Source organism: Allobosea sp. P1_B10 (assembly GCF_056406735.1).
In genome coordinates this window covers 52,963-78,487 of record NZ_JBFTZP010000008.1, presented here as the reverse complement: position 1 = coordinate 78,487, position 25,525 = coordinate 52,963, and the positions used below count along the sequence as shown (strand labels likewise).

The 25,525-nt window shown below is 67.9% G+C and carries 22 protein-coding genes; 7 read left to right on the top strand and 15 right to left on the bottom strand.

All coding sequences use genetic code 11. The annotated features are described in order from the left end of the window. Positions 1-40 precede the first annotated feature (40 nt). Together AC1D2L_RS17000 and AC1D2L_RS16995 are read left to right on the top strand one after the other, a co-directional pair. The gene (locus tag AC1D2L_RS17000) at positions 41-799 is read left to right on the top strand and encodes a GntR family transcriptional regulator (protein ID WP_476847070.1); all 759 of its coding nucleotides are present in this window, start codon (positions 41-43) and stop codon (positions 797-799) included. 100 nt (positions 800-899) lie between these two features. Beyond that, complete coding sequence (locus AC1D2L_RS16995; RefSeq protein WP_476847069.1) at positions 900-2,288, top strand: amidase; 1,389 nt, start codon at positions 900-902, stop codon at positions 2,286-2,288. Here the strand turns inward: AC1D2L_RS16995 and AC1D2L_RS16990 are convergent. The 13 genes from AC1D2L_RS16990 to AC1D2L_RS16930 form a co-directional block, all read right to left on the bottom strand. Next, on the bottom strand, positions 2,279-3,670 hold the full coding sequence (locus AC1D2L_RS16990) for an FAD-dependent oxidoreductase (RefSeq protein ID WP_476847068.1): 1,392 nt from the start codon (positions 3,668-3,670) through the stop codon (positions 2,279-2,281). The genes AC1D2L_RS16995 and AC1D2L_RS16990 overlap by 10 nt on opposite strands. Next, entirely contained in the window at positions 3,667-4,281 is a 615-nt protein-coding gene (locus AC1D2L_RS16985) for a cysteine hydrolase family protein (RefSeq protein WP_476847067.1), read from the bottom strand. The genes AC1D2L_RS16990 and AC1D2L_RS16985 overlap by 4 nt, the downstream gene beginning before the upstream one ends. A 129-nt stretch (positions 4,282-4,410) precedes the next feature. After that, positions 4,411-6,471, bottom strand: a complete 2,061-nt coding sequence (locus AC1D2L_RS16980; RefSeq protein WP_476847066.1) for a hydantoinase/oxoprolinase family protein — start codon at positions 6,469-6,471, stop codon at positions 4,411-4,413. After that, the gene (locus AC1D2L_RS16975) at positions 6,468-8,207 is read right to left on the bottom strand and encodes a hydantoinase B/oxoprolinase family protein (RefSeq protein WP_476847065.1); all 1,740 of its coding nucleotides are present in this window, start codon (positions 8,205-8,207) and stop codon (positions 6,468-6,470) included. Before AC1D2L_RS16975 ends, AC1D2L_RS16980 begins: the two co-directional genes overlap by 4 nt. After that, entirely contained in the window at positions 8,204-9,100 is an 897-nt protein-coding gene (locus AC1D2L_RS16970) for an isocitrate lyase/PEP mutase family protein (RefSeq protein WP_476847328.1), read from the bottom strand. Before AC1D2L_RS16970 ends, AC1D2L_RS16975 begins: the two co-directional genes overlap by 4 nt. Before the next feature lie 19 nt (positions 9,101-9,119). Beyond that, positions 9,120-10,544 carry an MmgE/PrpD family protein gene (locus tag AC1D2L_RS16965; RefSeq protein ID WP_476847064.1) on the bottom strand — a complete coding sequence of 475 codons (1,425 nt, stop codon included), beginning with the start codon at positions 10,542-10,544 and terminating at the stop codon, positions 9,120-9,122. A gap of 8 nt (positions 10,545-10,552) precedes the next feature. Beyond that, on the bottom strand, positions 10,553-11,254 hold the full coding sequence (locus AC1D2L_RS16960; protein ID WP_476847063.1) for an ABC transporter ATP-binding protein: 702 nt from the start codon (positions 11,252-11,254) through the stop codon (positions 10,553-10,555). After that, complete coding sequence (locus AC1D2L_RS16955) at positions 11,247-12,002, bottom strand: ABC transporter ATP-binding protein (protein ID WP_476847062.1); 756 nt, start codon at positions 12,000-12,002, stop codon at positions 11,247-11,249. Before AC1D2L_RS16955 ends, AC1D2L_RS16960 begins: the two co-directional genes overlap by 8 nt. Beyond that, positions 12,002-12,988 carry a branched-chain amino acid ABC transporter permease gene (locus AC1D2L_RS16950; protein WP_476847061.1) on the bottom strand — a complete coding sequence of 329 codons (987 nt, stop codon included), beginning with the start codon at positions 12,986-12,988 and terminating at the stop codon, positions 12,002-12,004. The genes AC1D2L_RS16955 and AC1D2L_RS16950 overlap by 1 nt, the downstream gene beginning before the upstream one ends. Further along, positions 12,985-13,857: a branched-chain amino acid ABC transporter permease gene (locus AC1D2L_RS16945; protein WP_476847060.1), complete on the bottom strand. Its 873-nt coding sequence runs from the start codon at positions 13,855-13,857 to the stop codon at positions 12,985-12,987. The genes AC1D2L_RS16950 and AC1D2L_RS16945 overlap by 4 nt, the downstream gene beginning before the upstream one ends. Positions 13,858-14,032: 175 nt before the next feature. Then, on the bottom strand, positions 14,033-15,253 hold the full coding sequence (locus AC1D2L_RS16940; RefSeq protein ID WP_476847059.1) for an ABC transporter substrate-binding protein: 1,221 nt from the start codon (positions 15,251-15,253) through the stop codon (positions 14,033-14,035). A 52-nt stretch (positions 15,254-15,305) separates the two neighbouring features. Continuing rightward, positions 15,306-16,268, bottom strand: coding sequence for a Bug family tripartite tricarboxylate transporter substrate binding protein (locus AC1D2L_RS16935; RefSeq protein ID WP_476847058.1), 963 nt, complete (start codon positions 16,266-16,268; stop codon positions 15,306-15,308). A 25-nt stretch (positions 16,269-16,293) separates the two neighbouring features. Further along, complete coding sequence (locus AC1D2L_RS16930) at positions 16,294-17,103, bottom strand: GntR family transcriptional regulator (RefSeq protein ID WP_476847057.1); 810 nt, start codon at positions 17,101-17,103, stop codon at positions 16,294-16,296. A 120-nt stretch (positions 17,104-17,223) separates the two neighbouring features. Between AC1D2L_RS16930 and leuC the strand changes: the two genes are divergently transcribed. After that, on the top strand, positions 17,224-18,630 hold the full coding sequence (gene leuC, locus AC1D2L_RS16925) for a 3-isopropylmalate dehydratase large subunit (RefSeq protein WP_476847056.1): 1,407 nt from the start codon (positions 17,224-17,226) through the stop codon (positions 18,628-18,630). Next, the gene (gene leuD / locus AC1D2L_RS16920) at positions 18,627-19,244 is read left to right on the top strand and encodes a 3-isopropylmalate dehydratase small subunit (RefSeq protein ID WP_476847055.1); all 618 of its coding nucleotides are present in this window, start codon (positions 18,627-18,629) and stop codon (positions 19,242-19,244) included. The genes leuC and leuD overlap by 4 nt, the downstream gene beginning before the upstream one ends. Before the next feature lie 6 nt (positions 19,245-19,250). On the opposite strand, the gene AC1D2L_RS16915 is transcribed toward leuD, so the two are convergent. Together AC1D2L_RS16915 and AC1D2L_RS16910 are read right to left on the bottom strand one after the other, a co-directional pair. Continuing rightward, entirely contained in the window at positions 19,251-19,811 is a 561-nt protein-coding gene (locus tag AC1D2L_RS16915) for a DUF4337 domain-containing protein (RefSeq protein ID WP_476847054.1), read from the bottom strand. A 67-nt stretch (positions 19,812-19,878) separates the two neighbouring features. Then, on the bottom strand, positions 19,879-20,805 hold the full coding sequence (locus AC1D2L_RS16910) for a tyrosine recombinase XerC (protein WP_476847053.1): 927 nt from the start codon (positions 20,803-20,805) through the stop codon (positions 19,879-19,881). A 143-nt stretch (positions 20,806-20,948) separates the two neighbouring features. Between AC1D2L_RS16910 and AC1D2L_RS16905 the strand changes: the two genes are divergently transcribed. The 3 genes from AC1D2L_RS16905 to atpA all read left to right on the top strand — a co-directional run bounded on the left by AC1D2L_RS16905 (position 20,949) and on the right by atpA (position 25,462). Next, on the top strand, positions 20,949-23,150 hold the full coding sequence (locus AC1D2L_RS16905; RefSeq protein ID WP_476847052.1) for a primosomal protein N': 2,202 nt from the start codon (positions 20,949-20,951) through the stop codon (positions 23,148-23,150). Positions 23,151-23,360: 210 nt separating this feature from the next. Continuing rightward, on the top strand, positions 23,361-23,933 hold the full coding sequence (locus tag AC1D2L_RS16900; RefSeq protein WP_476847051.1) for a F0F1 ATP synthase subunit delta: 573 nt from the start codon (positions 23,361-23,363) through the stop codon (positions 23,931-23,933). Further along, positions 23,933-25,462, top strand: a complete 1,530-nt coding sequence (gene atpA / locus AC1D2L_RS16895) for a F0F1 ATP synthase subunit alpha (protein ID WP_476847050.1) — start codon at positions 23,933-23,935, stop codon at positions 25,460-25,462. The genes AC1D2L_RS16900 and atpA overlap by 1 nt, the downstream gene beginning before the upstream one ends. Positions 25,463-25,525 lie beyond the last annotated feature (63 nt).

Genomic DNA, 25,525 nt, shown 5'->3' with positions numbered 1-25,525 from the left:
GGGTTAGCGATTGATTTGACGACGACAGGACGAGGCCAAGGTGGCGGAGCAGGGTGTGGAGCAGATCGAGCGGGGCGCGCTTGCCGGGGACGAGGACAACCAGGCCGGTCGCCGCGAACGCCGTGTCCAGCGAACCGGCCCGCCACGGGGCACCGCCGCCTCCTTCGTTCAGGACGAGCTGCGCCGCGCCATCCTCGCCATGCAGATCGAGCCGGGCTCGGCCCTCGTGGAGAAGGAGCTGACGGCCCGCTTCGGCATCAGCCGGACCCCGGTGCGCGAGGCCCTGATCAAGCTTCGCGAGGAGGGGCTGGTCGAGATTTTCCCGCAGGCAGGAACATTCGTCGCCCGAATTCCGGTCGAGGCGATACCGGAGGCCGTGTTCATCCGCCAGGCGCTGGAATGCGCTGCCGTCGATCTGGTGGCGCAGGTCTCGACGCCCGAGATCGTCGCGCGGCTGGACGCGGTTATCGCCCGCCAGCACGAGGCGTTCGACGAGGGCGACCAGGAGCGCTTTCACCTTGCGGATGAAAGCTTTCACGAGGCGATCGCGATTTCGGCCGGCTATCCCGGCATCTGGAAGCTCGCGCAGGCCGCAAAGAGCCAGATCGACCGTTGCCGGCGCATGACGCTGCCGGTGCCGGGCCGGATGGCGATGGTGATCCGCGAGCATCTCTCGATCGTCGACGCCGTGCGGCGGCAGGACGGCCCGGCGGCGCAGGCGGCCATGCGCAAGCATCTGGGCACGCTGCTGCCGGACCTCGTATACCTGCGCGACAAGCATCCCGATTATTTCGCCTGAGCGGCTGTTGCGGCGCGGGCCTTGCTTGGAAGCATCGCCTTGCGCGACCTTGTCGGCGAGGCTCGCGTGGCGACCGCTTCCAGGACGAGGATGATCTGACATGACCAACCCTGCCGATCTCAGCGCGGTCGAGATGCTCGCGGCCTATGCCAACAAATCGCTCTCACCTGTCGAGGTCACCGAGGCGGCGATCGCCCGGATCGAGGCCAGCGAGCCGAAGCTTGGGGCGCTCTATGCGTTCGATCCTATCGGTGCCCGCGCGGCGGCGAAGATGTCGGAGGCGCGCTGGCTGAAAGGCGAGGCACTGCCGCTGGACGGCGTGCCCGGCACGATCAAGGAGAACGTCGCCACCAAGGGCCTGCCGATGCCGCTGGGCACGGCGGCGCGCGAACTCACCCCCCAGCCCGCCGATGCGCCGGCCGCGGCGCGCCTGTTCGAGGCCGGGTTCGTGCTGCTCGCCAAGACCACCATGCCCGATTACGGCATGCTCTCCTCCGGGCTTTCGAGCTTCCACCGATTGGCGCGCAATCCCTGGGACCTCAGCAAAAACCCGGGCGGCTCCTCGGCCGGTGCGGGGACAGCGGGCGCTGCTGGATACGGTCCCTTGCATGTCGGCACCGACATCGGCGGCTCGATCCGGCTGCCGGCTGGCTGGTGCGGACTCGTTGGGCTCAAGCCGAGTTTCGGGCGCGTGCCGGTCGACCCGCCCTATTACGGCCGCGTCGCGGGCCCGATGACGCGCACGGTCGAGGATGCGGCGCTGATGATGCGGGAGCTGTCGAAGCCCGATTCCCGCGACGGCATGAGCCTGCCGCCGCAGGACATCGACTGGATTTCGCTCGAGATCGACCTGAAGGGGGTGAAGATCGGGCTCCAGCTCGATCCCGGCATCGGACTGCCGGTCGAGCCGGAGACGCGCGCCGCGATCGAGGCGGCTGCACGACGCTTTGCGCAGGCCGGGGCGGAGGTCGAGACGGCGCCTCCCTTCCTGACGCGGGAGATGCTGGACGGACTCGACGATTTCTGGCGCCAGCGCGCCTGGGCGGATATCGGCGCGCTGCCGGAGGAAAAGCGGGCGCGGGTGCTGCCCTATATCCTGGCCTGGGCCGAGGGTGGGCAGGCGCTCTCGGGCGAACGGGTCTATCGCGGCATGAGCCAGATGATCGCGATCCGCGATGCGGCGCTGCGCCAGAGCGCGCCGTTCGACTTCGTGCTCTCGCCGGTCGCGCCGGTGCCGAGCTATGCCGCCGAGCTCGCCTCGCCGATCCATGATCCCGAGCGGCCCTTCGAGCACATCTGCTTCACGCTGCCCGCCAACATGTCCGACCAGCCCTCGATCTCGGTCCATGCCGGCATGACGTCGACTGGGCTGCCGATCGGCCTGCAGATCACCGGCCGGCGCTTCGACGATCTCGGCGTGCTGCGCATGGCAAAAGCCTGGGAAGATCTGCGCGACGAGATGCCGGCCTGGCCGGTGGTTCAGCCCTGAGCCGCGGCCCTGCCGGCGATCTCGCCCAGCGCCACCGCCGTCAGCAGGCCGTTGCCAGAGAGATAGCCCGAGGCCTGCGCGCCCGAGACGCCGACCGCCGCGCCGCCGCAGGCGTAGAGGTTTGGGATGGCCGCGCCATCACGACGCAGCACGCGCGCCGAGGCGTCGACACGCAGGCCGCCCTGGGTGTGGAACAGTGCGCCGGTCACCCTGACCGCGCAGAACGGCGCGACCAGTGGCGATGTCCCGGCGAAGTCGCGACTGAGGCTGTCGGCGCCTTCGCCACGCTTCAGCGCCTCGACCTCTGACGCGGTTCGCGCTAGGGCATCGGCAGGCAGGCCGAGCTTTGCAGCCAGTGCCTCGATTGTGTCCGCGCTGACGATGGCGCCCTGCGCCTCGGCATTGCGAAAGTCCTCGAACTGGCGCGCGATGCCGGCGATGCGGGCGTCGAAAATCGTCCAGGCCTTGCCTTCAGGCTGGCGAAGGACGTTCGTCGCCTGTTCGGAATAGCCGTGGCTCTCGTCGGAGAAGCGTTGCCCGCGGGCATTGACCTGAAAACCGCCTTCCATGACGGTCGCCCAGGTGATCAGGATGCCGTGCGGCTGCGCCACCGAACCATGGCCCTGATGGCCGGACATGTGGACGAGCTCGGCGCCGAGCGCCTCGCCCCAGAGCACGGCGTCGCCCTCATTGCCCGAATGGCCGAACCAGAGCGCCTCGCGCATTTGCGGGATGTGCTGCGCGATGAGCGCGGCATTGCCGCCATAGCCGTTGCAGGCGAGCACTAGCGCCTTGCAGCCGATCCGCTCCTCGCCGCCACCGGGGCGGGCGCCCGCGATTCCGGCAATCGTGCCGCTCAGGTCGCGAAACAGCGTGGTGGCGCGAAAATCGGTGAGGATCGGGATGCCCTTCGCCTCGACGGACTCGCGCAGCCGGTCGACCAGCTCCGAGCCGGTGCGCTTGGGCAGGCCGTGCATGCGGCGGGCGGAATGGCCGGGGTAGCTGAAATTGGTGACGACATCGAAGGGCAGGCCGTGTTTGTCGGCGAGCCATTCGAGTACGGGACCGATATGGCGGGTCAGGTGCGCGACGATGCCGGCATCGGGCTCGTTATGGGCCTTCGCCAGGATGTCGCTGGCAAAACGTTCGGGGCTGTCATCGATGCCGGCCTCGCGCTGGAAGCGCGTCGCGGCGGCGGGAATGAGCCCCGCCGAGAGCGCGGTCGAGCCCGAGGGCACCGCGTCGCGCTCGACGATGACGACCTCCGCGCCGGCCTCGGCAGCGGCGAGCGCCGCGACCAGCCCGGCCGCGCCGGCGCCAATGATGAGGACGTCGGCGGTGACCTCGAAGGCAACTCCGTCTGCTGACGCGATCGTGCTCATAGCGCGTCGATCTCCGCCATCAGCCCGGCAATCGTGGCGATCCGCGCAACGGGCCTCAGCCCCTCGACGGCGGCGTCGTGCATGGCCGGGGTCGGGGCGGCGCAGCCATCCTCGAGCAGCGTCACGTCGAGGTCGCGGACATGGGCGTCGCGTACGGTGGACGCGACGCCGCCATTGGTGACGATGCCGGCGACCACGAGATGCTCGATGCCGAGCTTGCGCAGCAGCCATTCGAGCCGCGTCTGGTAGAACGCGGAATAGGCGATCTTCTCGACGCCGACATCGATCGGCTGGAGTTCGTCCACGACGCTGTGGCCCCAGCCGCCGGGCAGGAAATCGCCCTTGCGCAGGAAGGGGCGCAGCTGGAGGAGATGCGGCGAGATCAGGGGCGCGCCACCGCGTCCCGGCACCAGCGTGAACTGGGTGGCGGCAACGAGGCCGCCCTTCGCCCGCAACTTCTCGACCAGCGGCCTGAGCTTGCCCGGCAAGGCGGCCGCCTGAGGCGACACGGCGCCGCCGCGCGCATAGGCGCCGTCGGGATGGATGAAGTCGTTCTGCAGGTCGACGATCAGCAGCGCGGTGCTGGCGATGTCTGTGAGGGTCTTGGCCATGGGCTTTCCTTTTCAGGGCCGCTCGTCATTGCGAGGAGGCGAAGCCGACGGAGCAATCAAGGGGCGGCCGTCCGCCACGTCTCCTGGATTGCTTCGCTGCGCTCGCAATGACGATGGAGTCTGGCATCCTCAGCTCCTGAGGATGACGAGGTTGCCGAGCGCGTCGACTTCGGCCGAGAGGCCGGGGTCGAGCAGGATCGTGGCGTCGGACTGCTCCAGCATGGCGGGGCCCTGGATGACCGCACCGACCGGCAGGTCGAGCCGCGACCAGATCTGCGTCTCGCGCCATGCGCCGTCGAGATAGACCTGGCGCGAGCCACGACGTGCGGCCTCAAGGCTGGCGCCTTCGGCGGGAGCGAGCGCGGTCAGGTCGAAGGCCGGGCGACGGCCGATGGCGGCGGTGCGCAGCGTGACGATGCGCACGGGGATGCCTGGCAGCAGCCGGCTGAAGGCCGCGCCATAGGCTTTCTCGAAGGCCGCGCGGATGACCTGTTCCGTGACGCCCGTGGTGGCCCCGGCAAGCGTAACCGGCAGCGGTACCGCGACCGTGTGCGTCTGCCCGAGATAGTGCATGTCGAGTTCGTAGAGCACGTCGATGCGCTCGACGTTCAGTCCGGCATCGGCGACGATCGCGTAGGCTTCCTGCCCGGCCTCGACCATGCGCGCGTCGAGCGCGGCAGCGTCGAGCCTGTCGAGCATCAGGTTCACGGTCTGCACGCCGTCATGGCGGATGTCAGCGATGACGCAGCCCAGCGCCGAGGTCACGCCCGGGAAGCGCGGCACGAGCGCACCCTTCAGGCCGACCTCGGTGATCAGGGCGCCGGCGTGGAGTGCGCCGCCACCGCCGAAGGGCATCGCCATGAAATTCGCGGGATCGTGGCCGCGCTCGATCGAGACCAGCCGGATCGCGCCGGCCATGCGGGCATTGGCGATCTTCACGATGGCCTCGGCAGCCGTCATCACGTCGAGCCCGAGCGGTTCGGCGATCTTGATGCGGATCGCCTCGCGGGCGGCGTCGACGTTCAGGCTCTGCAGGGTGCCGAGCGGCTTCGAGCCGTCGATGCGGCCGAGCACGAGATTGGCGTCGGTCAGGGTCGGGCGATCGTTGCCGCCGCCATAGCAGACCGGGCCGGGGCGCGAGCCCGCGCTTTCGGGGCCGACCTCGAGCAGGCCGCCGGCATCGACGCGGGCAATCGAGCCGCCGCCGGCGCCGATCGTGGTGATCTCGATCATCGGGGTGCGGATCACCATGCCGAAATCGATCGTGCTCTGGGCCGCGAGCGCCGCTTCGCCGCCCGCGATCAGCGAGACGTCGAAGGAGGTGCCGCCGAGATCGCCGGTGATGATGTCGGGGAAGCCGGCCGCGCGCGCAATCGCTGCGGCGGCGATGACGCCGGCTGCCGGGCCCGACAATGCCGTGCGCACCGGCAAGCGGCGGGCGGTGGCGGTCGACATCACGCCGCCATTGCTCTGGACGATGTGGAAGCGGCCTTCGAAACCGTCCTCGGCGAGCGCGTCCTCCAGCCGTTGCAGATAGGAGCCGACGACCGGCTGCAGCGTGGCGTTGAGCGCGGTGGTCGAGGCGCGCTCGAATTCGCGGATCTCGGGCAGGATCGCGGATGAGCAGGCGACGTGCTCGTTGGGCCAGATTTCGCGGGCCGCTTCGAGCGCGGCGCGCTCATTGGCCGGGTTGGCGTAGGCGTTGATGAAGATGATCGCCAGCGCCTCGCAGCCCTGGGCGGCAAGCGTGCGGGCCGCCTCGCGGACGGCGTCGAGATCGACCGCCGTGCGGATGGTGCCATCGGCCAGCGTGCGCTCGGACACCTCGAGTCGACAGTCGCGGCTGGCGGCCGGGGTGAAATCGCCCCACAGGCCCCAGGTCTGGCGGCGGTCGCGGCGGCGCATTTCGAGCGCATCGCGGAAGCCCGGCGTGGTGATGACGCCGACCTTGGCGCCCTTGCGCTCCAGCAGTGCATTCGTGCCGACGGTGGTGCCGTGGACGATCGAGGCCAGGCCTGAGACCGGGCCGAAGGTGGTCAGGCCGGCGATGAAGCCTTTTGCCTCGTCGCCGCGTTGCGAGGGGACCTTTGCGACGCGAAAACGCTTTTCGGCTTCGTCGAACCAGAACAGATCGGTGAAGGTGCCGCCGACATCGACGCCGACGACGGCCTTGGGGGAGGTGGTGTTCATCGGGTGGCCTGCGTACGCAAGGTGGATGTCGCGGCAAGATCGGCCTTGCCGTCGGTGCCGATTGCCACGCCATAGACGGCGCGGGCCTGCTCGGCGCTGGTGTAGCCCTTGACCACGTCGCCAGCGACGAGTTCGGGGCTGCGCTCATAGGCGTGGCCATAGCCGCCGCCGCCCGGGCTCTCGAGGCGCACGCGCTGCCCCTTGGCGATGTGGATGTCGGTGATCTTGGTAACCAGTGCGGGCGATTTCGGGCCGTCGGCGGTGTCATAGCCAAAGCGGTTCATTGCGGCAGGTCCGCCGCCGGCGACGCCGAAGGGCGGGAATTTTCCGCGCTCGCCGAGCAGGAAGACATCCGCGCCCGAGCCGGCCAGGGCCTCGATCTCGTAGATCGCGCCGCAGCCGCCGCGATGGCGCCCGGCGCCGCCTGAGTCCGGACGCAGCGCCCATTGCGTGAACATCACGGGATAGGCCGCCTCCAGGATCTCGGCGGGCGGGATCGTGGCGGTTGAGATCGGGTTGTTGCCGTGGTTGAGGCCGTCGCCTTCCGGATTGCCGCCGAGGCCGCCACCGAAGAAGGAGAACATCACGAAACGCGAGCCGTCGTCGCGATGGCCGGCGAGCGAGAGTGCGTTGATCGTGGCGTAGGGCGAACCATTGGTGCGCTCGGGCGCAATCTGCGCGAAAACGCCGAAGACGGTGTCGATGACGCGCAGGATGGTCTCGGTGTAGCCGCCGACGGGCTTTGGCGCCTTGACGCCGAGCAGCGTGGTGTCGGGGATGATGAAGGTTATCGGCTCAAGCACGCCGGCATTGGCGGGCACATGCGGGAAGATGTGCTTCAACGCGACATAGCAGCAGGCAACCGCCGTCGAATAGGCGATGTTCAGCGGGCCCTGGCAGGGCGGTGCCGAGCGCGAGAAGTCGAGCGTCATGGCGTCGCCAGCGATGGTCAGGTCAAGCGCGATGCGCAGGGGCTCGTCGCTGATGCCGTCATTGTCGAGGAAGTCGTCGAAGGCGTAGCGGCCGTCCGGCAGCGCTGCGATCTCCGCCCGCATCAGCGCCTCGGCGCGGGTGCTGAAGGCCTCCAGCGCGGCATCGACGGTGGCGACGCCATAGTCGGCCAGCAGTGCGTCGAGGCGCTGCTCGCCGAGGTCGAGCGCGTTGAGCTGGCCGTTGAGGTCGCCCCAGTTCGACTGCGGCAGGCGCGAATTCGCCGAGAGGATCTCGATGATGTCGTGCTGGATCTCGCCCTTGCGCGCGAGCTTCACCGGCGGGATCCGAAAACCCTCCTGGAAGCTTTCGGTGGCGCGGGCATTGAAGTTGCCCGGCACATTGCCGCCGACATCGAGCCAGTGGCCGACCGAGGCCAGCCAGCAGAACAGCTTGCCGTCGCGAAAGATCGGGCGGACGAGGCGCATGTCGTTGAGATGCGTGCCGCCCTCATAGGGGTCGTTGAAGAGCCAGGTGTCGCCGGGATCGTTGCCGGCGCCGGCCGTGACGCGATCGATCACCGCCTTCACGGCGAAGGCCATGGCGCCGACGAAGATCGGCAGGCCTGAGGTGCCCTGCACCAGCGTGGCGCCGGTCGTGGCGTGGTAGAGGCCGTGGCAGGCGTCATGCGCCTCGGCGATGATCGGGTTGAAGGCGGAGCGATACAGTGTCGCGTCCATCTCGTTGGCGATCTGCTCGAGCCGGCCCTTCAGGACGGCGAGCGTGACGGGGTCGAGCGTGGTCATGAGCGAACCTTGGCCTGTCCGGCTGCGATGATCTGTTCGGCTTCGTAGGCGCGGCCGGACGCGATCATCTCGGGGGTGCCGATCACGGCGTTGAGCTGGTCGAAGTCGAACATCTGGTTGCGGAAGGCGTCGGTGGAGCCGTTGCGCTTCAGCGACCCGTAGAAGTCCTGGGCGGTGCGAGCCAGCGCCCGGACGATGGCGCCGGGGAAGATCACCAGCGAGAAGCCGAGCGCCTCGAGTTCCTCTGCCGACTTGATCGGCGTGCGGCCGCCCTCGACCATGTTGGCCATCAGCGGCGCGACGCCCTTGAGCTCCGCGACGACGCGGCTGAGTTCGGCGGCCGAGCCCGGCGCTTCCATGAACAGCATGTCGGCACCGGCCTGCGCATAGAGGTGCGCACGTTCGAGCGCGGGCTCGAACCCCTCGACGGCGATCGCGTCGGTGCGGGCGATGATCAGCGTCTCCTCCGAGGCGCGGGCATCGGCGGCAGCCTTGATCTTGCCGACCATTTCGGCTGCCGTAATCACGCCCTTGTCGGCGAGATGGCCGCAGCGCTTGGGAAAGGTCTGGTCCTCGATCTGCAGGGCGTTGGCGCCGGCGCGCTCGAACAGGCGCATGGTGCGCTGCATGTTGAGCGCGTTGCCATAGCCGGTGTCGGCGTCGACGATCATCGGGGCTGCAATCCGGTCGCGGATCATGCCGATGGTCTCGGCGACCTCGGCCATCGAGACCAGGCCGATATCGGGGCGGCCAAGGCGCGTATAGGCGATGGAGGCGCCCGAGACGTAAAGCGCCTCGAAGCCGGCGGCCTCCGCGAGAGAGGCGGTCAGGGAATCGTAGACGCCGGGAGCCAGCACGATCTCCGGCTGGGCAAAGCGTCTCTTGAGGGAGATGGTCATCGGGGGTGTCCGTTCAGACGACTGGCGGCGCTGCGAGCAGCGCGTTGAGTGCGTCGAGGCTTTGGGCCTGTGGCAGGGCATCGACCTTGGCGAGGATTGCCGCTGCATGAGGCGCCCCCCACACAGGGCTGGTGAGGTCGTGGTATTTTTCGCGGACTTCGGCGGCGCTGTAGGGATCTTCGGTGTCACCGCGATTGGTCAGCGCCTCGGCTTCGAGCACGCGCCCATCGGTCAGCGTGATCGTCACGCGGGCCGGGCGCAAAGCTGGGAGCTTTGCGGTTGCGGCCTCGTCCTCGAGGACGAAGACGCGCCGGGCGAGGTCTCGGGTGACCGGCTCCAGCCGCGCGGGTTCACGGAAGGCTTCGACAGTCGCTGCACCATGGACGATCGTGGTCGCGATCGAGAAGGGCAGCGAGAATTTCGCCGCCAGCATGTTGTGCGGCTCCTGGCCGGCCAGTTGCGCCGCCCAGATATAGGTGCCGACATCGATACGGGCGATCTGCTCGGGAGCGATCGCGCCGCCTTCATCGGCGACGATACGCGCCAGCGCGTCGAGTGCGCCGTGATTGTAGCGGCAGCAGGCGTGGCGCTTGAAATAGTTGCGCGCGATCTCCCAGCGTTGCCCAAGCGCCTCGGTCATCAACTCCGGCTGCCAGCCATCGGCGATGACGGTGCCGTAGACGGTGCCGAGCCCATCGGCTTCGCCGGTGAAGCCTGCGGCGACGAGATCGTCGACCATCAGCCCGATCTGATTCGAGAAACCGGCGAAGCTGTTGCGGACGGTGCCGCCCTCCAGCATCGTGCGACGGCTTGTCGTCAGCCCCAGCGAGGACGAGACGTTGATCGCCTCGATGATCGCGGCCGCATCGCGCTTGCGTAAGTGCGCGATGGCGACGGCCGCGCCAACCGTGCCCCAGGTGCCATGCGGATGCATGGTGATGCGCAGCTTCGAGGCGATGCCGATGCGCGCGCCGATCTCGTAGCCCAGCGCGATGGCGGTGATCACGTCGCGTCCGCTCGCCTTGGCCTCGCGGGTGGCGGCCAGCACGGCGGGAACGACATGGATGCCGGGATGGCCGCGGGCGAACTGGTTGCCCTCGTCGAGCTCCAGCATGGTGCCGGCGGTGCCGTTCAGAAAGGCGGCGAGGCCAGGGCTGGCATTGCGACCGGCGCCGATGACGGGTGCGCCATTGACGTCGTCGACGGGCGCCATCCGCGCAGCGAGCGCGACGGTTTCGGGCTCCTGCGCGCCGGCGGCGATCGCGGCGATGCAATCGCCGATCACCTGCAGCGTGCGCGAGACGACCTCCTGCGGGAGATCCTCATAACGGAGGCCGGCGCAGAAGGTGGCGAGTTCGGTCAGCCAGCCGGGCGTCGCCGGGCGCTGCATGACGGGGTCGGCACGGCCAAACCCGCTCGCTTGAGCATTAGCGTTCATGGGGTGCCTCACAATCCGAGATAGGCGTGTTTCAAGGCAGGGTCGGCGGCGATGTCGGCCGACGGGCCCGAGACGACGATGCGGCCGTTTTCCATCACATAGGCGCGGGCCGCGAGTTCCAGCGACTGCACCACGTTCTGCTCGACCAGCAGCACGGCGAGGCCTTCCGCGGCGATCCGCGCGATCAGCGTGAACATTTCCTCGACCAGAAGCGGCGAGAGGCCGAGCGAGGGTTCGTCGAGGATCAGCAGTTTCGGCTCGCCCATCAGGCCGCGGCCGATCGCCAGCATCTGCTGCTCGCCGCCCGACAAGGTGCCGGCGGCTTGCGTCTCACGCTCACGCAGGCGCGGAAAAAGGTTGAACATGCGTTCGAGATTGACCTCGCGCGCCGGCTTGCCACGCCGGTAGCTGCCGAGCACGAGGTTGTCGCGCACGCTCATGTTCGGGAAGATCCGCCGGCCTTCAGGGACATGGATCAGCCCGGCCTCGACGATTGTCGGGGGCTTGGCTCCACCGATGCCCTGGCCGAGGAAGGAGATCGTGCCGGCGCTGGGCTTGAGCAGGCCCGACAAAGCGCGGTTCAGCGTGGTCTTGCCGACGCCGTTGGCGCCGAGCACGGCGACGATCTCGCCGGCCGCGACGTCGAGGCTGATGCCGCGCAGCACGTCCGTGCCACCATAGCCGGCGACGAGGTTGCGGACCTCAAGCATGGGACGCCTCCTCGGCTGCCGAACCCTGGAGCCGCTTGGCCGCACCCTGGCCGAGATAAGCCTCGATCACCGCCGGGTTGCCGGCGATCTCCTTCGGCGTGCCCTGCGCGATGATCTTGCCTTGCGCGAGCACGTGGATGTCCTCGCACAGGCTCATCACGGCCTGCATGACGTGCTCGACCATCAGGATGGTGACGCCCTGGTCGCGGATCTGGCGGATGACAGGCAGCATGTCGCGGATCTCGGACGGGTTGAGCCCCGCCAGCACCTCATCGAGCAGCAGCAGCTTCGGCTCGGTCGCCAAAGCGCGGGCGAGTTCGAGCCGCTTGCGGCCGGCGACCGTCAGCGCCGAGGCCGGCTGGTCGAGCATGGGGGTGAGCCCGACGAGGCTCGCGACATCGCGCGCCTTGGCCTGCGCCTCGTTGCGCCCGGCATGGCGCAGATAGGCACCGACCGCGATGTTTTCGACGACGCTCAGACCGGCGAAGGGCTGCACGATCTGGAAGGTGCGGGCGATGCCGCGCCGGGCGCGCAGATGGGCGGGCTCTCCGGTGACGTCCTGGCCTGCGAGAAGGACCCGGCCTTCGCTGGGGCGCTCAAAACCGGCGATGACGGCAAAGAGCGTGGTCTTTCCCGCGCCGTTGGGGCCGATGAGGCCGGTGATCGAGCCTGCCTTGGCGGTCAGGCTTGCGGCATTGACCGCGACGAGCCCGCCGAAGCGCTTGGTGATGGTCTCGACAGCGAGCATCAGCGTGCTCCTTCCGTCGGTGCGGTGGTGGTCTTCGGCTTGCGGCCGAACTTGCGCAGCAGGCCCATGATGCCGTCGGGTGCGAAGGCGATCGCCGCGACCAGGAGCGCGCCATAGAGCACGAGATCGATGCCAGGGATCGAGCCGGCGACCATTTTCGTACCTTCGCCGATGACATGCATCGTGACGGCACCGATCACGGGGCCGAACGGGGTGCCGATGCCGCCGATGATCGGCGCGATCAGCGCCTCGACCGAGATCCAGGCGCCATAGGCAAGGTTCGCGTCGAGATAGAGATAATACTGCACATAGAGCGCACCGGCCCCGCCGGTGATGCCGGCCGAGAGAGTGATCGCCTTGAGCTTGACCGCGAGCGTGTCGACGCCGAGCGCGCGCGCTGCATCCTCGTTCTCGCGCACGGCGGCCAGCCAGGCGCCGAAGCGCGAGCGCGTGATCGCGATGGTCATCAGCAGGACGAAGCCGACGAGGGCGATGCCGATCCAGACGAAGGCGGCGCGGCTCGAGAACTGGAAGTTCTCGGGCCGGATATCGAGCTTGACCAATGTGCCGGCGGCACCGCCCGTGAAGCTCGAGGCGTTGGCGAGGATGCGGAAGACCTCGGCGAAGGCGAGCGTCACCAGCGCGAAATAGGAGCCGCGCAGGCCCGAGCGGAAGCTGAGATAGCCGATGATCCAGCCCACCGCCGCGGCGAGCGCAATGGCGATGGCAAAGCCGGCCCAGGCGTTGACGCCATAGCGCGCCTGCAGGATCGCGGTGGCATAGGCGCCCGTGCCGAAGAACGCGGCGTGGCCGAAGGAGAACTGCCCGCCGAAGCCGCCGAGCAGGTTCCAGCCCTGCGCGGCGAGAGCGATGATCAGCGTGAAGACGATGAAGTTCAGCACCGTGTTGGCGCTGACGAAGGCCGGGATCAACGCTGCAAGCAGGATCAGCAGGAGAGCCGGGCCGTAGGCGCGCGAGGCGGTCATGCGCGGGCTCCGAATAGGCCGGTCGGCTTCACCAGAAGCACGAGGATGAAGATCACGAAGATGCCGATCTGGCCGAGGCTTTCGCCGAAGAACAGGCCGCAGAGGCTCTCGACCACGCCGATGAACAGCGCGCCGAGCAGGGCGCCGGGGATCGAGCCCATGCCGCCCAGCACCACGATGGTGAAGGCGACGAGGACGAAGGCGTTTCCGGCGCGCGGGGTGACATAGAAGGTCGGCATCAGCAGGCAGGCCGCGATGGCGACGCAGGCCGCGCCGAGCCCGAAAGTGACAGCGTAGATATGGGCGACGTCGATGCCTGAGAGCGCAGCACCGGTCTTTTCCTTGGCGACGGCGCGGATCGCCTTGCCGGTGTCTGTCTTGGTCAGCAGCAGGCCGAGCAGCAGGGCCACCACGAGGGCTACGCCGAAGGCCAGAACGCGGGGCAGGGCCAGGAAGGTGATGCCGAGGTCGATCGAGGAGAAGGCGTAGGGCACGTCGATCGAGCGCGTGTCAGACCGGAACACCGCCAGCATCGCGTTCTCGATGACAATCGAGAGGCCGAGCGTCACGAGCAGGATATTGCGATCCTCGCCATGGCTGGCCGGGCCGATGATGAAGCGCTGGAGCGCGTAGCCGAGCCCGAAGAACAGCGGCGTCACGATGAACAGCGCGATATAGGGGTCGATGCGGAAGACGCTGTGAGCGACGAAAACCGCAAACATCGCCGCAGTCAGCGTCGCGCCATGGGCGAAATTGATGATGTGCAGCACGCCGTAGACCAGCGTCAGGCCCAGCGCGATCAGCGCATAGACCGACCCGGTCATAAGGCCGTTCAGGACGGCTGCGAGGATGATTTCGGGTGCGAACATGGGATCTCCCCTTCTCCTCTAGTGGGAGAAGGTGGTGCGAAGCGCCGGATGAGGGGGGCCTGTGCCCTTCGATATTCGAGGATGAGGAAGCTCACGGCGCCCCCTCATCCGTCTCGGCTTCGCCGAGCCCCCTTCTCCCGCGAGGGGAGAAGGGAAGCTGCGGCGCAGTCGTGCCTTACGCCGGGACGGGGAAGACCGCCTTGGCGTCGGCGAAGTCAGCCGGGAAGATCACCTTGATGTCGGCGCCCTGGACCTGGGTGTTAACCGGTGCGCCGCCCTCGTTCTGGCCGTTGACGAACTTGGTCGGGCCATAGGGCATGATGTGGCCGGAGAAGGTCGAGGAGGCGAGCGCCTCGGTGACCTTCGCCTTGTCGGCGGAACCCGCACGCTCGATCGCGTCGGCCAGAAGCTGGACGCAGGAGTAGTTGAGCGGGATGTTGTAGGTCCAGAACTTGCCCGACGCCTCGACCTGCTTGCGCAGGGCTTCCGCCACGGGCTTGCGCGGGTCGTGCCAGTGGTTGCAGTCCATGACGTACTGGGCTGCGTCCTGGAACTCCTTGACGAAGCGGAAGTTCGAGGCCGCGCCGTTGAGCACCGCATAGATGCCCTTGGGCTTGATGCGCTGCTGCTGCATGGTGCGGGCGAGCAGGGCGAATTCGCCGTAGTAGCTCGACGGGATCACCAGATCGGGGTTCTTCGCCTTGATCTGCAGGGCGATGTTCGACATGTCGCGCGCCGGCGTCGGGTGGGCGATGGTGTCGAGCACCTCGAAGCCGAGCTTGGGCAGCTCCGTCTGCATCAGCTTGGCGAGGCCGGAGCCGAACAGGCCGTCCTCATGCACCAGCACGACGGTCTTGGCGGGCTTGCCGGCGGCCTCGTTCAGCTTGGCCAGGTTGGCGAGCGCGGTCTTGGTGACCATGCCGAAGCCGGGGCCGAAGCGGAAAGTGTTCTTCAGGCCGCGGGTGACGATGGAATCGGCGACGCCGACATCGACGATATAGGGCAGGTCGTAGCGCGCGGCGGCCTGGCTGGCGGCGAGGCAGATCGGCGAGGCGAAGCCGCCGACGATGCCGACCACGCCCTCGGCCTGCATGCGCTCGACTTCAGCGGTGCCGCCCTCGGGGGTCGAGCGGGCATCGCCGAACACCACCTGCAGCTTGGCGCCGCCCATCGACTTGATGCCGCCAGCATCGTTGATCGCCTTGATCGCGGCCTCGGCGCCGATCTGGCCCTGCTGGCCGTCATAGGCGAGCGCGCCGGTGACGGGCTGCAGGATGCCGACCTTGATCGCAGGGGCCTGGGCGCGCAGCACGGTGGGCATGGCAAGGCTCGCGGCACCGCCGATCGCGGTGGCCTTGAGCAGCGTGCGGCGGGACAGTTCGGTTGTCTTCGTCATTGCGTTCTCCTCTGATTTTTTGTGGTTTTGGTCGGTTATATTCGTGGGAGCGTCACTGATCGGCCTTTAGGCCGCGGTCCCTGATGAGCGCGCCCCACTTCTCGCGTTCGGCCTGAATGAACCGATCGAGTTCCTGAGGTGTCGCGGCTACGAATTCGACACCCAGGGCAGCGAGCTTGGAGCGGATGTCGGGCGTCTCGAACGAGGCCTGGATGATGCCGTTCGCCTTCGCCACAATGGGCGCCGCTATGCCCTTGGGGGCCATCAGGGCCAGGAAGCTCAGCGCCTCATAGCCTTTCACCGTCTCGGCGATGGCCGGCACATTCGGCATGGTCGAGAGTCGTTCCGCGCTGGTGACTCCGAGCAGCTTGACCTTGCCGGCCTCGATCTGCGGCAGCGCGGTCTGGACGTTGTCGAACATCAATTCGACCTGGCCACCGATCAGGTCGGTCATCGCCGGTCCCGCGCCGCGATACGGCACATGGGTGATCTCGACGCCAGCCATTGCCTTGAAGAGTTCGGGAGCGAGATGGCTGGTCGCTCCGACGCCTGAGCTGCCGTAATTGAGCTTGCCGGGTTCTGCCTTGGCGAGCGCGATGAGTTCGGCGACGCTGTCGGCCTTCAGCGAGGGGTGCGCGATCAGCAGCAGCGGGCTGCGCGACAACAGCGCGATCGACGCGAAATTATCGGGATCATAGGGCAGTTTCGAGCGCAGATACTGGTTGGTGACGTGGGTCGCAGGCGTGGCGATCAGGAAGCTCAGCCCGTCGGGCGCCGCGCGCTCCACATCGGCCGAGCCGAGCGCACCCGAGGCCCCGCCCTTGTTCTCGGTGATGAAGCGCTGGCCTGTCGCCTGCGAAAGCGCCTCGGCAGCGAAACGGCCCATCACATCGGTGGCTCCGCCTGCCGGATATGGCACGACGACCTTGCCGGGGCGGCTCGGCCAATTATCCTGAGCCGATGCTGTAAAGCCTGCCATAATCACCGCCATTGCGGCGATTGCGACGGCCTTCATGCTCGGTATCCGCGTGATCATGGACTTATCCTCCCGCCACGGAACGTTCATGCTCGGCTTGATCGCCGGCTGCATGCGACACTGGAGACCAGCGCCGCTCCCCGAGGCTGCCGTTGCGCTCCAATTCCATCTGGAGCGAGTAGCGGTCTGGGCGATAAAGCGCGTGCAGATGCTCGACGCCGCTGCCATCGGGCCCGTAGACGACGCGCGTCAGCGAGAGCAGGGGCGAGCCGACCTCGAGTTCCAGCCCCTCTGCGACATCGGGCCCCGCGAGCGTGGCGCTGATCGTCTGGGTCGCGCGCTCGACGGCAGCGCCGGTGCGCTCCAGCAGCGCCAGCAACGGCTGGTTGGCGAGGTCGGCTTCGGAATAGGCGACGCCGATGCGCTCGGGCACATGGGTCGTCAGATAGGAAAAGGGTTGGCCGTCTATCAGGCGCACGCGCACAGAACGTTGCGTCCGCTCGCCGGGCTCCAGCCCGAGCGCCTGGGCCACCGCCTCGGGCGGGATGGTGTAGGAGAAGGCGAGCAGGCGCACGCCGGTGCGCCGGCCCATCTCGGCCAGATGCGTCATCATGTTCGAGAAGTCTGCGACGATCGGGCGCTGGACATCGGGTTCGCGCACGAAGGTGCCGGAGCCGACGCGGCGGTCGATCAGGCCGTCGCCGGCCAGGCTGTCGAGGGCGCGCCGGATCGTGACACGCGAGACGCCGTGTTCCGTGGCCAGCGCCGGCTCGCTCGGCAGGCGGGCTCCGGCCGCGAATTCACCGCTGGCGATCCGTTCACGCAGCAGCAGATAGATCCGCCGTGCCTTCAGGGGTTCGAGCGATGCGTCCACGCGGGTCCTCTCTCGCAAATCTGACTGGCTGTCAGGACAACTACCTGTCTAGCGTATAGAACAACTTGCTTGCGTCAAGCGCCTTGGTCGCTATGTTCACGGCGGAGAGGATTTCGGACAATGACAGCGCCACGTACCCTGTTCGACAAGCTGTGGGACGCTCACGTCATCGTCGAGCGGCCGTCCGGCGACGCACTGCTCTGGATCGACCGGCATTTCGTGCATGAGGGCTCGTTCCATGCCTTCGCGCAGGTGGCGGGCCGCAAGGCGGAGGTCGCCGAGCCCGGCCTGACCTTTGGCGTTGCCGACCATTATGTGCCGACAGGCAGGGACCGCCAACCAGGCAATTCCGAGATCGCGCGGATGATCGACGATCTCAGCGCCAATACGCAGCGCCATCACATCGAGCTGTTCGGCCTGCGCGATCCCCGCCAGGGCATCGTGCATGTGGTGGGGCCCGAACAGGGCCTGACGCTGCCCGGACTGACCATGGTCTGCGGCGACAGTCACACTTCGACGCATGGCGCGTTTGGAGCCTACGCCTTCGGCATCGGCGCCTCCGAGGTCGCCCATGTGCTGATGACGCAGACGCTCTGGCAGAAGAAGCCCAAGCGCATGCGGATCACGATCGACGGGACGCCGGCGCCCGGCGTCGGCGCCAAGGATTTCATCCTCTCGATCATCGCACGGATCGGTTCCGATGGCGCGCGCGGCTATGCGGTGGAATATGCCGGCGCGGCGGTGCGGGCGCTGTCGATGGCCGGGCGCATGACCATGTGCAACATGTCGATCGAGGCCGGCGCGCGCTGCGGGCTGATCGCCCCCGACGAGACGACCTTTGCCTGGATCGCGGGCCGACCCTATGCGCCCAAGGGCGCCGCGCTGGAAGCAGGCATCGCGGCCTGGCGCCAACTGCCGAGCGACGAGGGGGCGGTGTTCGATCGCGAGATCACGCTCGATGCCGCTGCCATCGCGCCGGTCGTGACCTGGGGCACGAGCCCTGAGGACGCCCTGCCTATAGACGGGCGCGTGCCCGATCCAGCCGAGGTCAGCGACGACGGACGGGCGGCGGCGATGCGCGACGCGATTGCCTATATGGGCCTCTCAGCCGGGCAGAGCCTCAGCGAGATCGCGATCGACCGCGTTTTCATCGGCTCCTGCACCAATGCCCGCATCGAGGATCTGCGCGCCGCGGCCAGCGTGCTGGCCGGGCGAAAGGCGCGCGTGCCCGGCCTGGTCTCGCCGGGCTCGAGCGCGGTCAAGCGGCAGGCCGAGGCGGAGGGACTCGATCGCATCTTCCTCGCGGCGGGGCTCGAATGGGTCGAATCCGGCTGCTCGATGTGCGTCGGCATGAACGGCGACAGCGTCCCGGCCGGCGAGCGCTGCGCTTCCACCACCAACCGCAATTTCCGCGGCCGGCAGGGGCCGGGTGCGCGCACCCATCTGATGTCGCCCGCCATGGTGGCGGCGGCGGCCGTCAGCGGCCATCTCGCCGATGTCAGGCCGATGCTGGAGGGCCGGATATGAAACCGCTCACGCGCGTCGACGGCGCGGCCTGCCCGCTGGGGCTCGCCAGCGTCGATACCGACCAGTTGATCCCGGCGCGCTTCATGAAGCGCCCGCGCTCCGAGGGGTATGGCGGCTTCCTGCTTTACGATCTGCGCCGGAATGAGGCCGGCGCGGAGAACCCCGATTTCCCGCTCAACCGTCCGGGCTGGCGTGGCGCGCCGATCCTGGTGGCACGCCGAAACTTCGGCTCGGGCTCGTCGCGCGAGGCTGCGGTCTACGCACTCGCGGATGCCGGCATCCGGGTCGTGCTGGCGCCGACCTTCGGCGACATCTTTGCCTCTAACTCGGTCAAGAACGGGCTGCTGCCGGCAGTGCTGGACGAGGCCGATATCGAGGACCTGCTGGCGGCGCTGACGGCGCAGCCTGGACTTGCGGTCTCGGTGGACCTGGCGGAGCAGACGGTGCGCTGGGGCAACCGCTCGGTCGCCTTCTCCGTCGATCCGGTCTGGCGCGAGCAACTGCTCAATGGCTGGGACGATATCGACGTGACCCGCTCTTTCGCGGCGGAGATTGAGCGCTTCCGCATGGCGGACTCGGCTGCGAGGCCGTGGGCGCGCCCCTCCGCCGGCTGAGGCGCCTCAGAACAGGGCCGTCGGTGCGAAATGCGCGACAGCCATCAGCGCGCAGCCAAGCAGGCCGAGGCCGACCCCGGCAAAGGCCAGCATAGTGACGCCGGTGATGATTGCAGCCGAGGAAACGACGATCGCGATCTGCAGCAGGCCGGAGACCACGTCGTACTTGTCGTCCCGCGCCGACGAGATGTCGCGCTGCGCCTCGGCTGCCTTGGCGCGGGTCATCAACTCCTTGCGACCCTCATTCGTCTCCGGTTCGGTGTCGTAGCGCGCGAAGGTCGCCTGCCAGGAGGCGATGCGCTTCTGCATGCGATCGCGCAGAGCGGGATCGCTGACCCCGGCGAGCTCGACCTCCATTGCCTCGGCGGCCGTGCGCACGGTGGTGCCGCGGATCGTCTTGGCCTGGAAGAAGGCCCAGAGGTTGGAGGCCTCGACATTCTTGGCGAGCGCGTCCTGCTCGGCGTTCTTGCCGCCGATCTCGGAGAAGGCCAGCAGCAGTGCGAGGATCGCGATCAGCAGGCCGATGCGCTTGTTCTTGCCGTCAGTGACGTCGGGAATATCGGCCATATGATTCGCGCCCCCAGATGTGACGTTGGGGGATGGCTTTGTTGCAATGCGAAAGCAACCGCTTCTTTCAGCGGCCCGAGCGTGGATGGGCTGCGTCATAAGCTGCCATCAGCCGGGCGGAATCGATGCGGGTGTAGATCTGCGTGGTCGAGAGCGAGGCGTGCCCCAAAAGTTCCTGGATGGCGCGCAGGTCGCCGCCGCGCCCGAGCAGGTGCGTCGCGAAGGAATGGCGCAGCGAATGCGGCGTCGCCGAGGAGGGCAGGCCAAGCGCCCCCCGAAGTCCCTCGACCGCCAGCTGGATGATGCGCGGCGACAGCGGGCCGCCCTTGACGCCGAGGAACAGCGGCTCGTTCGGCGCCAGCCGCCAGGGGCAGAGCTTGATGTATTCTGCGATGGCCGTGACCACCACCGGCAGCACGGGGACCATGCGGGTCTTCTGGCCCTTGCCGATAACGGTCAGGGTCTCACCTGCGCTCGCTGGAGCCTGGGCGCGGGTCAGCGACAGGGCCTCGGAAATGCGCAGGCCGCAGCCATAGAGCAGCGCCAGCACGGCAGCGTCGCGGGCGAGCACCCAGGCCTCGCGTTCCTCGCCAGCGCGGATATCTGTCCGGGTCACGGCCCGGGCGGCGATGGCGTCGAGCGGGCGCGGCAGGGACTTGCCGATGCGCGGCCCGCGCGTCGCGGCAAAGGCCGCAGCCGTCAGCTTGCCGGTACGCTCGCCGAAACGGGCGAAGGAGCGCAGGGACGCGAGCTGGCGCATCAGCGTGCGGTTGCCGACGCCGTCGCGACGGCGTTGGCCCAGGAAGGCACGCAGGTCGAACGGCTTGAGGGCTGCGATATCGGCAAGCGCCGGCGTCGCGCCGAGATGGCCCTCGAGAAACGTCGAGAACTGGCCGAGGTCGCGGCCATAGGCTTCCAGCGTCTTGGGCGAGAGGCGGCGCTCATTGGCCAGATGCGCGAGCCAGTCGCGGCGCAGGGTATCGAGGTCGGTCATTGTGTTTCCGCGTCATGGGCGGGCTTGACCCGACCATCTCGTCCAAATCTTCGCTGCCGCGCGCTCGGCCCGAGATGCGCGGCCAAGGCCGAGCATGACGCCCCTGCCTTAACAGGTCGCGAATCGGTGCTAGACACGCGGCCATGAACGAACTCGCAGAGAGCGCGCCGACCGAGGGCGCAGTGGCAGGCGGCACGGTGGATGTGCTGATCCCGCTCGCGCTCGACCAGGCCTATAGCTACGCCGTTCCCGACGGCCTCGTGCTGAAGCCCGGCGATGTCGTGCAGGTTCCGCTCGGTCCTCGCGAGACGGTCGGCGTGGTCTGGAGCCGGGGCGAGGGGCGCGGCGGCAACCTGAAAAAGGTCGTCGGCCTCGTCGACATGCCGCCGCTCGATCAGGCCCTGATGAAGCTTGTCGACTGGGTGGCGTGGTACACGCTCGCGCCCAAGGGGTCCGTGCTGGCGCTGGCCCTGAAGCGGCCCGCCGACGACACACCGGAGCGCCCGAAGCTGGGGGTGCGGCTGGTCGGCGCGCCGCCGGGCCGGATGACCCCGGCGCGGTCGCGCGCGATCGCCGCCGCGCAGGGAGGTGCGCTGATCGGAAAATCGGCCCTGGCCGAAAGCGCCTCGGTGAGTGCGGCAGTCATCGATTCGCTCGTCGACGCCGGCACCTTTGCGGTCGAGGCGCTGCCGCGCGATGCCATCGCCGCCCATCCCGATCCCGATCATGCCCAGCCGATCCTGTCCGAGAACCAGGCGGGCGCTGCCGCTGCGCTGGTCGCATCCGTGCAGGCCGATTGCTTCAGCGTGACGCTGCTCGAGGGCGTCACCGGCTCCGGCAAGACGGAAGTCTATTTCGAGGCTGTGGCGGAGGCGATCCGGCAGGGCCGGCAGAGCCTGATACTGATGCCGGAAATCGCCCTGACGGCGCAGTTCATCGACCGGTTCGAGGCCCGGTTCGGAGTGCGGCCGGGATTGTGGCACTCGGCGGTGACGGGGCGGCGCCGCGAGCGCCTTCAGGCCGCGATCGCAAGCGGCGAGGCAAGGGTGGTCGCGGGCGCACGCTCGGCGCTGTTCCTGCCCTATAGGGACCTCGGGTTGATCGTGGTCGATGAGGAGCATGAGGCCGCCTACAAGCAGGAGGACGGCGTGACCTATCACGCCCGCGACATGGCCGTGGTGCGCGGCCGCATCGAGAACGCGCCTGTCATCCTGACGTCGGCCACGCCCTCGCTGGAAACCCGCGTCAACGCCGAGCGCGGGCGTTATGTCCATCTCAAGCTGTCCGAGCGTTTCGGCGGCCGCACCCTCCCCAGCATCGCGCTCGTCGACCTCAAGCTCGACAAGCCCGAGCGCGGGCGCTGGATTTCCGGGGCGCTGATCAAGGCCATCGCGGATAATCTCGAGGCCAAGGAGCAGTCGCTGCTGTTCCTGAACCGGCGCGGCTATGCCCCTCTGACACTGTGCCGCGATTGCGGACATCGCTTCCAGTGCCCGAACTGCTCGACCTGGCTGGTCGACCATCGCTTCCGGCGGGCGCTGGTCTGCCATCATTGCGGCCATGTCGAGCGCCGGCCCAACGAGTGTCCTAGCTGTCATGCCGCCGACAGCCTGGCGGCCTGCGGGCCGGGCGTCGAGCGGCTGGCGGAAGAGGTCGCAGCGCTGTTTCCCGATGCGCGCGGCATCGTCCTGTCCAGCGATTTTCCCGGCGGCACCGACCGGCTAAAACAGGAGCTGATGGCCGTCGCCAATGGCGAGTTCGACATCGTCATCGGGACGCAGCTCGTCGCCAAGGGCCACAATTTCCCGGGCATGACGCTGGTCGGTGTCGTCGATGCCGATCTCGGCCTGACCTCGGGAGATCCGCGCGCCGCCGAGCGGACGTTCCAGGTGCTCCGGCAGGTCACCGGGCGGGCAGGGCGCGGCGAGAGACCCGGCCGAGCGCTGCTGCAGACGCATGACCCCAGCCACCCCGTCCTGAAGGCCCTGATCTCGGGGGACCCGGAGCGGTTTTATGCCGCAGAGACGGCCTCCCGCGAGGCGGCCGGCCTGCCGCCTTTCGGGCGCCTGGCCGGGCTGATCATCTCCGCCAGCAGCGCGGCTGAGGCGGAAGGGCACGCAAGGGCGCTGGCGCGCTGTGCGGAAGCCCCTGAGGGCATCCATGTGCTCGGACCGGCCGAAGCCCCGCTTGCGGTGCTGCGCGGGCGCCATCGGGTGCGCCTGATCGTCAAGACCGGGCGCGAGATCAACCTGCAGGAATATCTCCGCAGCTGGCTCAAGCGCGCCCCCAAACCGAAGGGCTCGGTCAGGGTCGCAGTCGATGTCGACCCCCAAAGTTTCCTGTGAACGCATGGCGCAAAGGCGTTTCGGCGGCGCCCGAATGTCATCTACGGATTGCGCACCCCAAAACCACATGCTAGTGCACCGCCACATTTCGGGCGTGGGGCCGCAGTTTGCGCTTCCCGCCTACGGATACATCGCAGCGCTGGGACGATGCACTCCGCCCTTGTCGAAGAGGGTCGCCGGTGCGGTCCCTTGAAACGAGAGACGTGAAGCGTGGCTGAAGGCGGATCGCAGGATCGGACATTGGTGTCGGGCGTTGCCGGGCGCTATGCTACGGCGCTTTTCGAGCTGGCGAGTGAGGCTCAGACCATCGATGCCGTTTCCGCCGATCTCGACTCCTTCAAGGCCATGCTGGCCGAGAGCGAGGATCTTCGCCGCCTGATCGAGAGCCCGGCCTTTTCGGCCGAGGAGCAGACAGGCGCGATCAAGGCCGTGCTCGCGAAGGCCGGCATCGGCGGTATCGCCGGGAACTTCATCAGCCTGGTCGCCAGCAAGCGTCGCCTGTTCGCGCTGCCTGGCATGATCCAGGGCTACAAGAATCTGGTGGCTCAGGCCAAGGGCATCGTCAGCGCCGAAGTCACGGTCGCCGAAGCCCCGACGCCCAAGCGCGTCGACGAGATCCGCGCCGCGCTCGCCAGCGTTGCCGGCAAGGATGTCGATGTCGCGATCAAGGTCGATCCGGCGCTGATCGGCGGTCTCATCGTCAAGATGGGCTCCCGCATGGTCGACGCCTCACTGAAAACCAAGCTCAATTCAATTCGTCTTGCCATGAAAGAGGTCGGCTGATGGAAATCCGCCCCGCTGAAATCTCCGCGATCCTGAAGGCCCAGATTTCGAACTTTGGGTCCGAAGCCTCCGTCACCGAGGTCGGCCAGGTTCTCTCCGTCGGCGACGGTATCGCCCGCGTCTACGGTCTCGACAAGGTCCAGGCCGGCGAGATGGTCGAGTTCGAGTCCGGCGTCCGCGGTATGGCGCTGAACCTCGAGAGCGACAATGTCGGCGTCGTGATCTTCGGTTCCGACCGTGAGATCAAGGAAGGCCAGACGGTCAAGCGCACCGGCGCGATCGTGGACGTGCCGGTCGGCAAGGAGCTGCTCGGCCGCGTCGTCGACGCGCTCGGCAACCCGATCGACGGCAAGGGCCCGATCAAGGCGACCCAGCGCTCGCGCGTCGACGTCAAGGCTCCCGGCATTATCCCGCGCAAGTCGGTGCATGAGCCGATGGCGACCGGCCTCAAGGCGATCGACGCCCTGATCCCGATCGGCCGTGGCCAGCGCGAGCTGATCATCGGCGACCGCCAGACCGGCAAGACCGCCGTGGCGCTCGACACGATCCTGAACCAGAAGGCCAATAACGAAGGCACCGACGAGAACCAGAAGCTGTATTGCGTCTATGTCGCGATCGGCCAGAAGCGTTCGACCGTCGCGCAGTTCGTGAAGGTGCTCGAAGAGCGCGGCGCCATGGAATATTCGATCGTCGTCGCCGCGACCGCTTCGGACGCTGCCCCGATGCAGTTCCTGGCTCCCTTCGCCGGCTGCGCCATGGGCGAGTATTTCCGCGACAACGGCATGCATGCCGTCATCATCTATGACGATCTGTCCAAGCAGGCCGTCGCCTATCGCCAGATGTCGCTGCTGCTGCGTCGCCCGCCGGGCCGCGAAGCCTATCCCGGCGACGTGTTCTATCTCCACTCCCGCCTGCTCGAGCGCGCCGCCAAGATGGGCGACGAGGCCGGCAACGGTTCGCTGACCGCTCTGCCGGTCATCGAGACCCAGGCGAACGACGTGTCCGCCTACATCCCGACCAACGTGATCTCGATCACCGACGGCCAGATCTTCCTCGAGACTGACCTGTTCTACCAGGGCATCCGCCCGGCGGTGAACGTCGGCCTCTCGGTGTCGCGCGTCGGCTCCGCCGCGCAGACCAAGGCCACCAAGAAGGTCGCCGGCAAGATCAAGGGCGAGCTCGCCCAGTATCGCGAAATGGCTGCCTTCGCGCAGTTCGGCTCGGACCTCGACGCTGTTACGCAGCGCCTGCTCAACCGCGGCGCCCGCCTGACCGAACTCCTGAAGCAGGCGCAGTTCTCGCCCCTGAAGATGGAAGAGCAGACGGTCGTGATCTATGCTGGCGTGAACGGCTATCTCGATCCGCTGGCGGTCAACAAGGTTCGCGCCTTCGAGGACGGCCTGCTCGCGCTGGTTCGTGGCAAGCATGCCGACCTGCTGGCCGAAATCGGCAAGACCAAGGATCTTTCGGACGCGAATGCCGCGAAGCTGAAGGATATCGTTGCGGGCTACGCCAAGTCGTTCTCGTAAGTCCTCCCGTCTTGGTCGGCCTCGTGCCGGCCATCCACGCCCTGCTCTCCGCGAGCAGGGTGC

Excerpts from the sequence above, each read along its gene's own strand:
- AC1D2L_RS16915 (WP_476847054.1), bottom strand. The coding sequence starts at position 19,811 with ATGGCCGATATTCCCGACGTCACTGACGGCAAGAACAAGCGCATCGGC.
- AC1D2L_RS16940 (WP_476847059.1), bottom strand. The coding sequence starts at position 15,253 with ATGACGAAGACAACCGAACTGTCCCGCCGCACGCTGCTCAAGGCCACC.
- AC1D2L_RS16935 (WP_476847058.1), bottom strand. The coding sequence starts at position 16,268 with ATGAAGGCCGTCGCAATCGCCGCAATGGCGGTGATTATGGCAGGCTTT.
- leuC (WP_476847056.1), top strand. The coding sequence starts at position 17,224 with ATGACAGCGCCACGTACCCTGTTCGACAAGCTGTGGGACGCTCACGTC.
- AC1D2L_RS16985 (WP_476847067.1), bottom strand. The coding sequence starts at position 4,281 with ATGGCCAAGACCCTCACAGACATCGCCAGCACCGCGCTGCTGATCGTC.
- AC1D2L_RS16960 (WP_476847063.1), bottom strand. The coding sequence starts at position 11,254 with ATGCTTGAGGTCCGCAACCTCGTCGCCGGCTATGGTGGCACGGACGTG.
- AC1D2L_RS16980 (WP_476847066.1), bottom strand. The coding sequence starts at position 6,471 with ATGAACACCACCTCCCCCAAGGCCGTCGTCGGCGTCGATGTCGGCGGC.
- AC1D2L_RS16955 (WP_476847062.1), bottom strand. The coding sequence starts at position 12,002 with ATGCTCGCTGTCGAGACCATCACCAAGCGCTTCGGCGGGCTCGTCGCG.
- AC1D2L_RS16905 (WP_476847052.1), top strand. The coding sequence starts at position 20,949 with ATGAACGAACTCGCAGAGAGCGCGCCGACCGAGGGCGCAGTGGCAGGC.
- AC1D2L_RS16975 (WP_476847065.1), bottom strand. The coding sequence starts at position 8,207 with ATGACCACGCTCGACCCCGTCACGCTCGCCGTCCTGAAGGGCCGGCTC.
- atpA (WP_476847050.1), top strand. The coding sequence starts at position 23,933 with ATGGAAATCCGCCCCGCTGAAATCTCCGCGATCCTGAAGGCCCAGATT.
- leuD (WP_476847055.1), top strand. The coding sequence starts at position 18,627 with ATGAAACCGCTCACGCGCGTCGACGGCGCGGCCTGCCCGCTGGGGCTC.
- AC1D2L_RS16995 (WP_476847069.1), top strand. The coding sequence starts at position 900 with ATGACCAACCCTGCCGATCTCAGCGCGGTCGAGATGCTCGCGGCCTAT.
- AC1D2L_RS16910 (WP_476847053.1), bottom strand. The coding sequence starts at position 20,805 with ATGACCGACCTCGATACCCTGCGCCGCGACTGGCTCGCGCATCTGGCC.
- AC1D2L_RS16965 (WP_476847064.1), bottom strand. The coding sequence starts at position 10,544 with ATGAACGCTAATGCTCAAGCGAGCGGGTTTGGCCGTGCCGACCCCGTC.
- AC1D2L_RS16950 (WP_476847061.1), bottom strand. The coding sequence starts at position 12,988 with ATGACCGCCTCGCGCGCCTACGGCCCGGCTCTCCTGCTGATCCTGCTT.
- AC1D2L_RS16945 (WP_476847060.1), bottom strand. The coding sequence starts at position 13,857 with ATGTTCGCACCCGAAATCATCCTCGCAGCCGTCCTGAACGGCCTTATG.
- AC1D2L_RS16990 (WP_476847068.1), bottom strand. The coding sequence starts at position 3,670 with ATGAGCACGATCGCGTCAGCAGACGGAGTTGCCTTCGAGGTCACCGCC.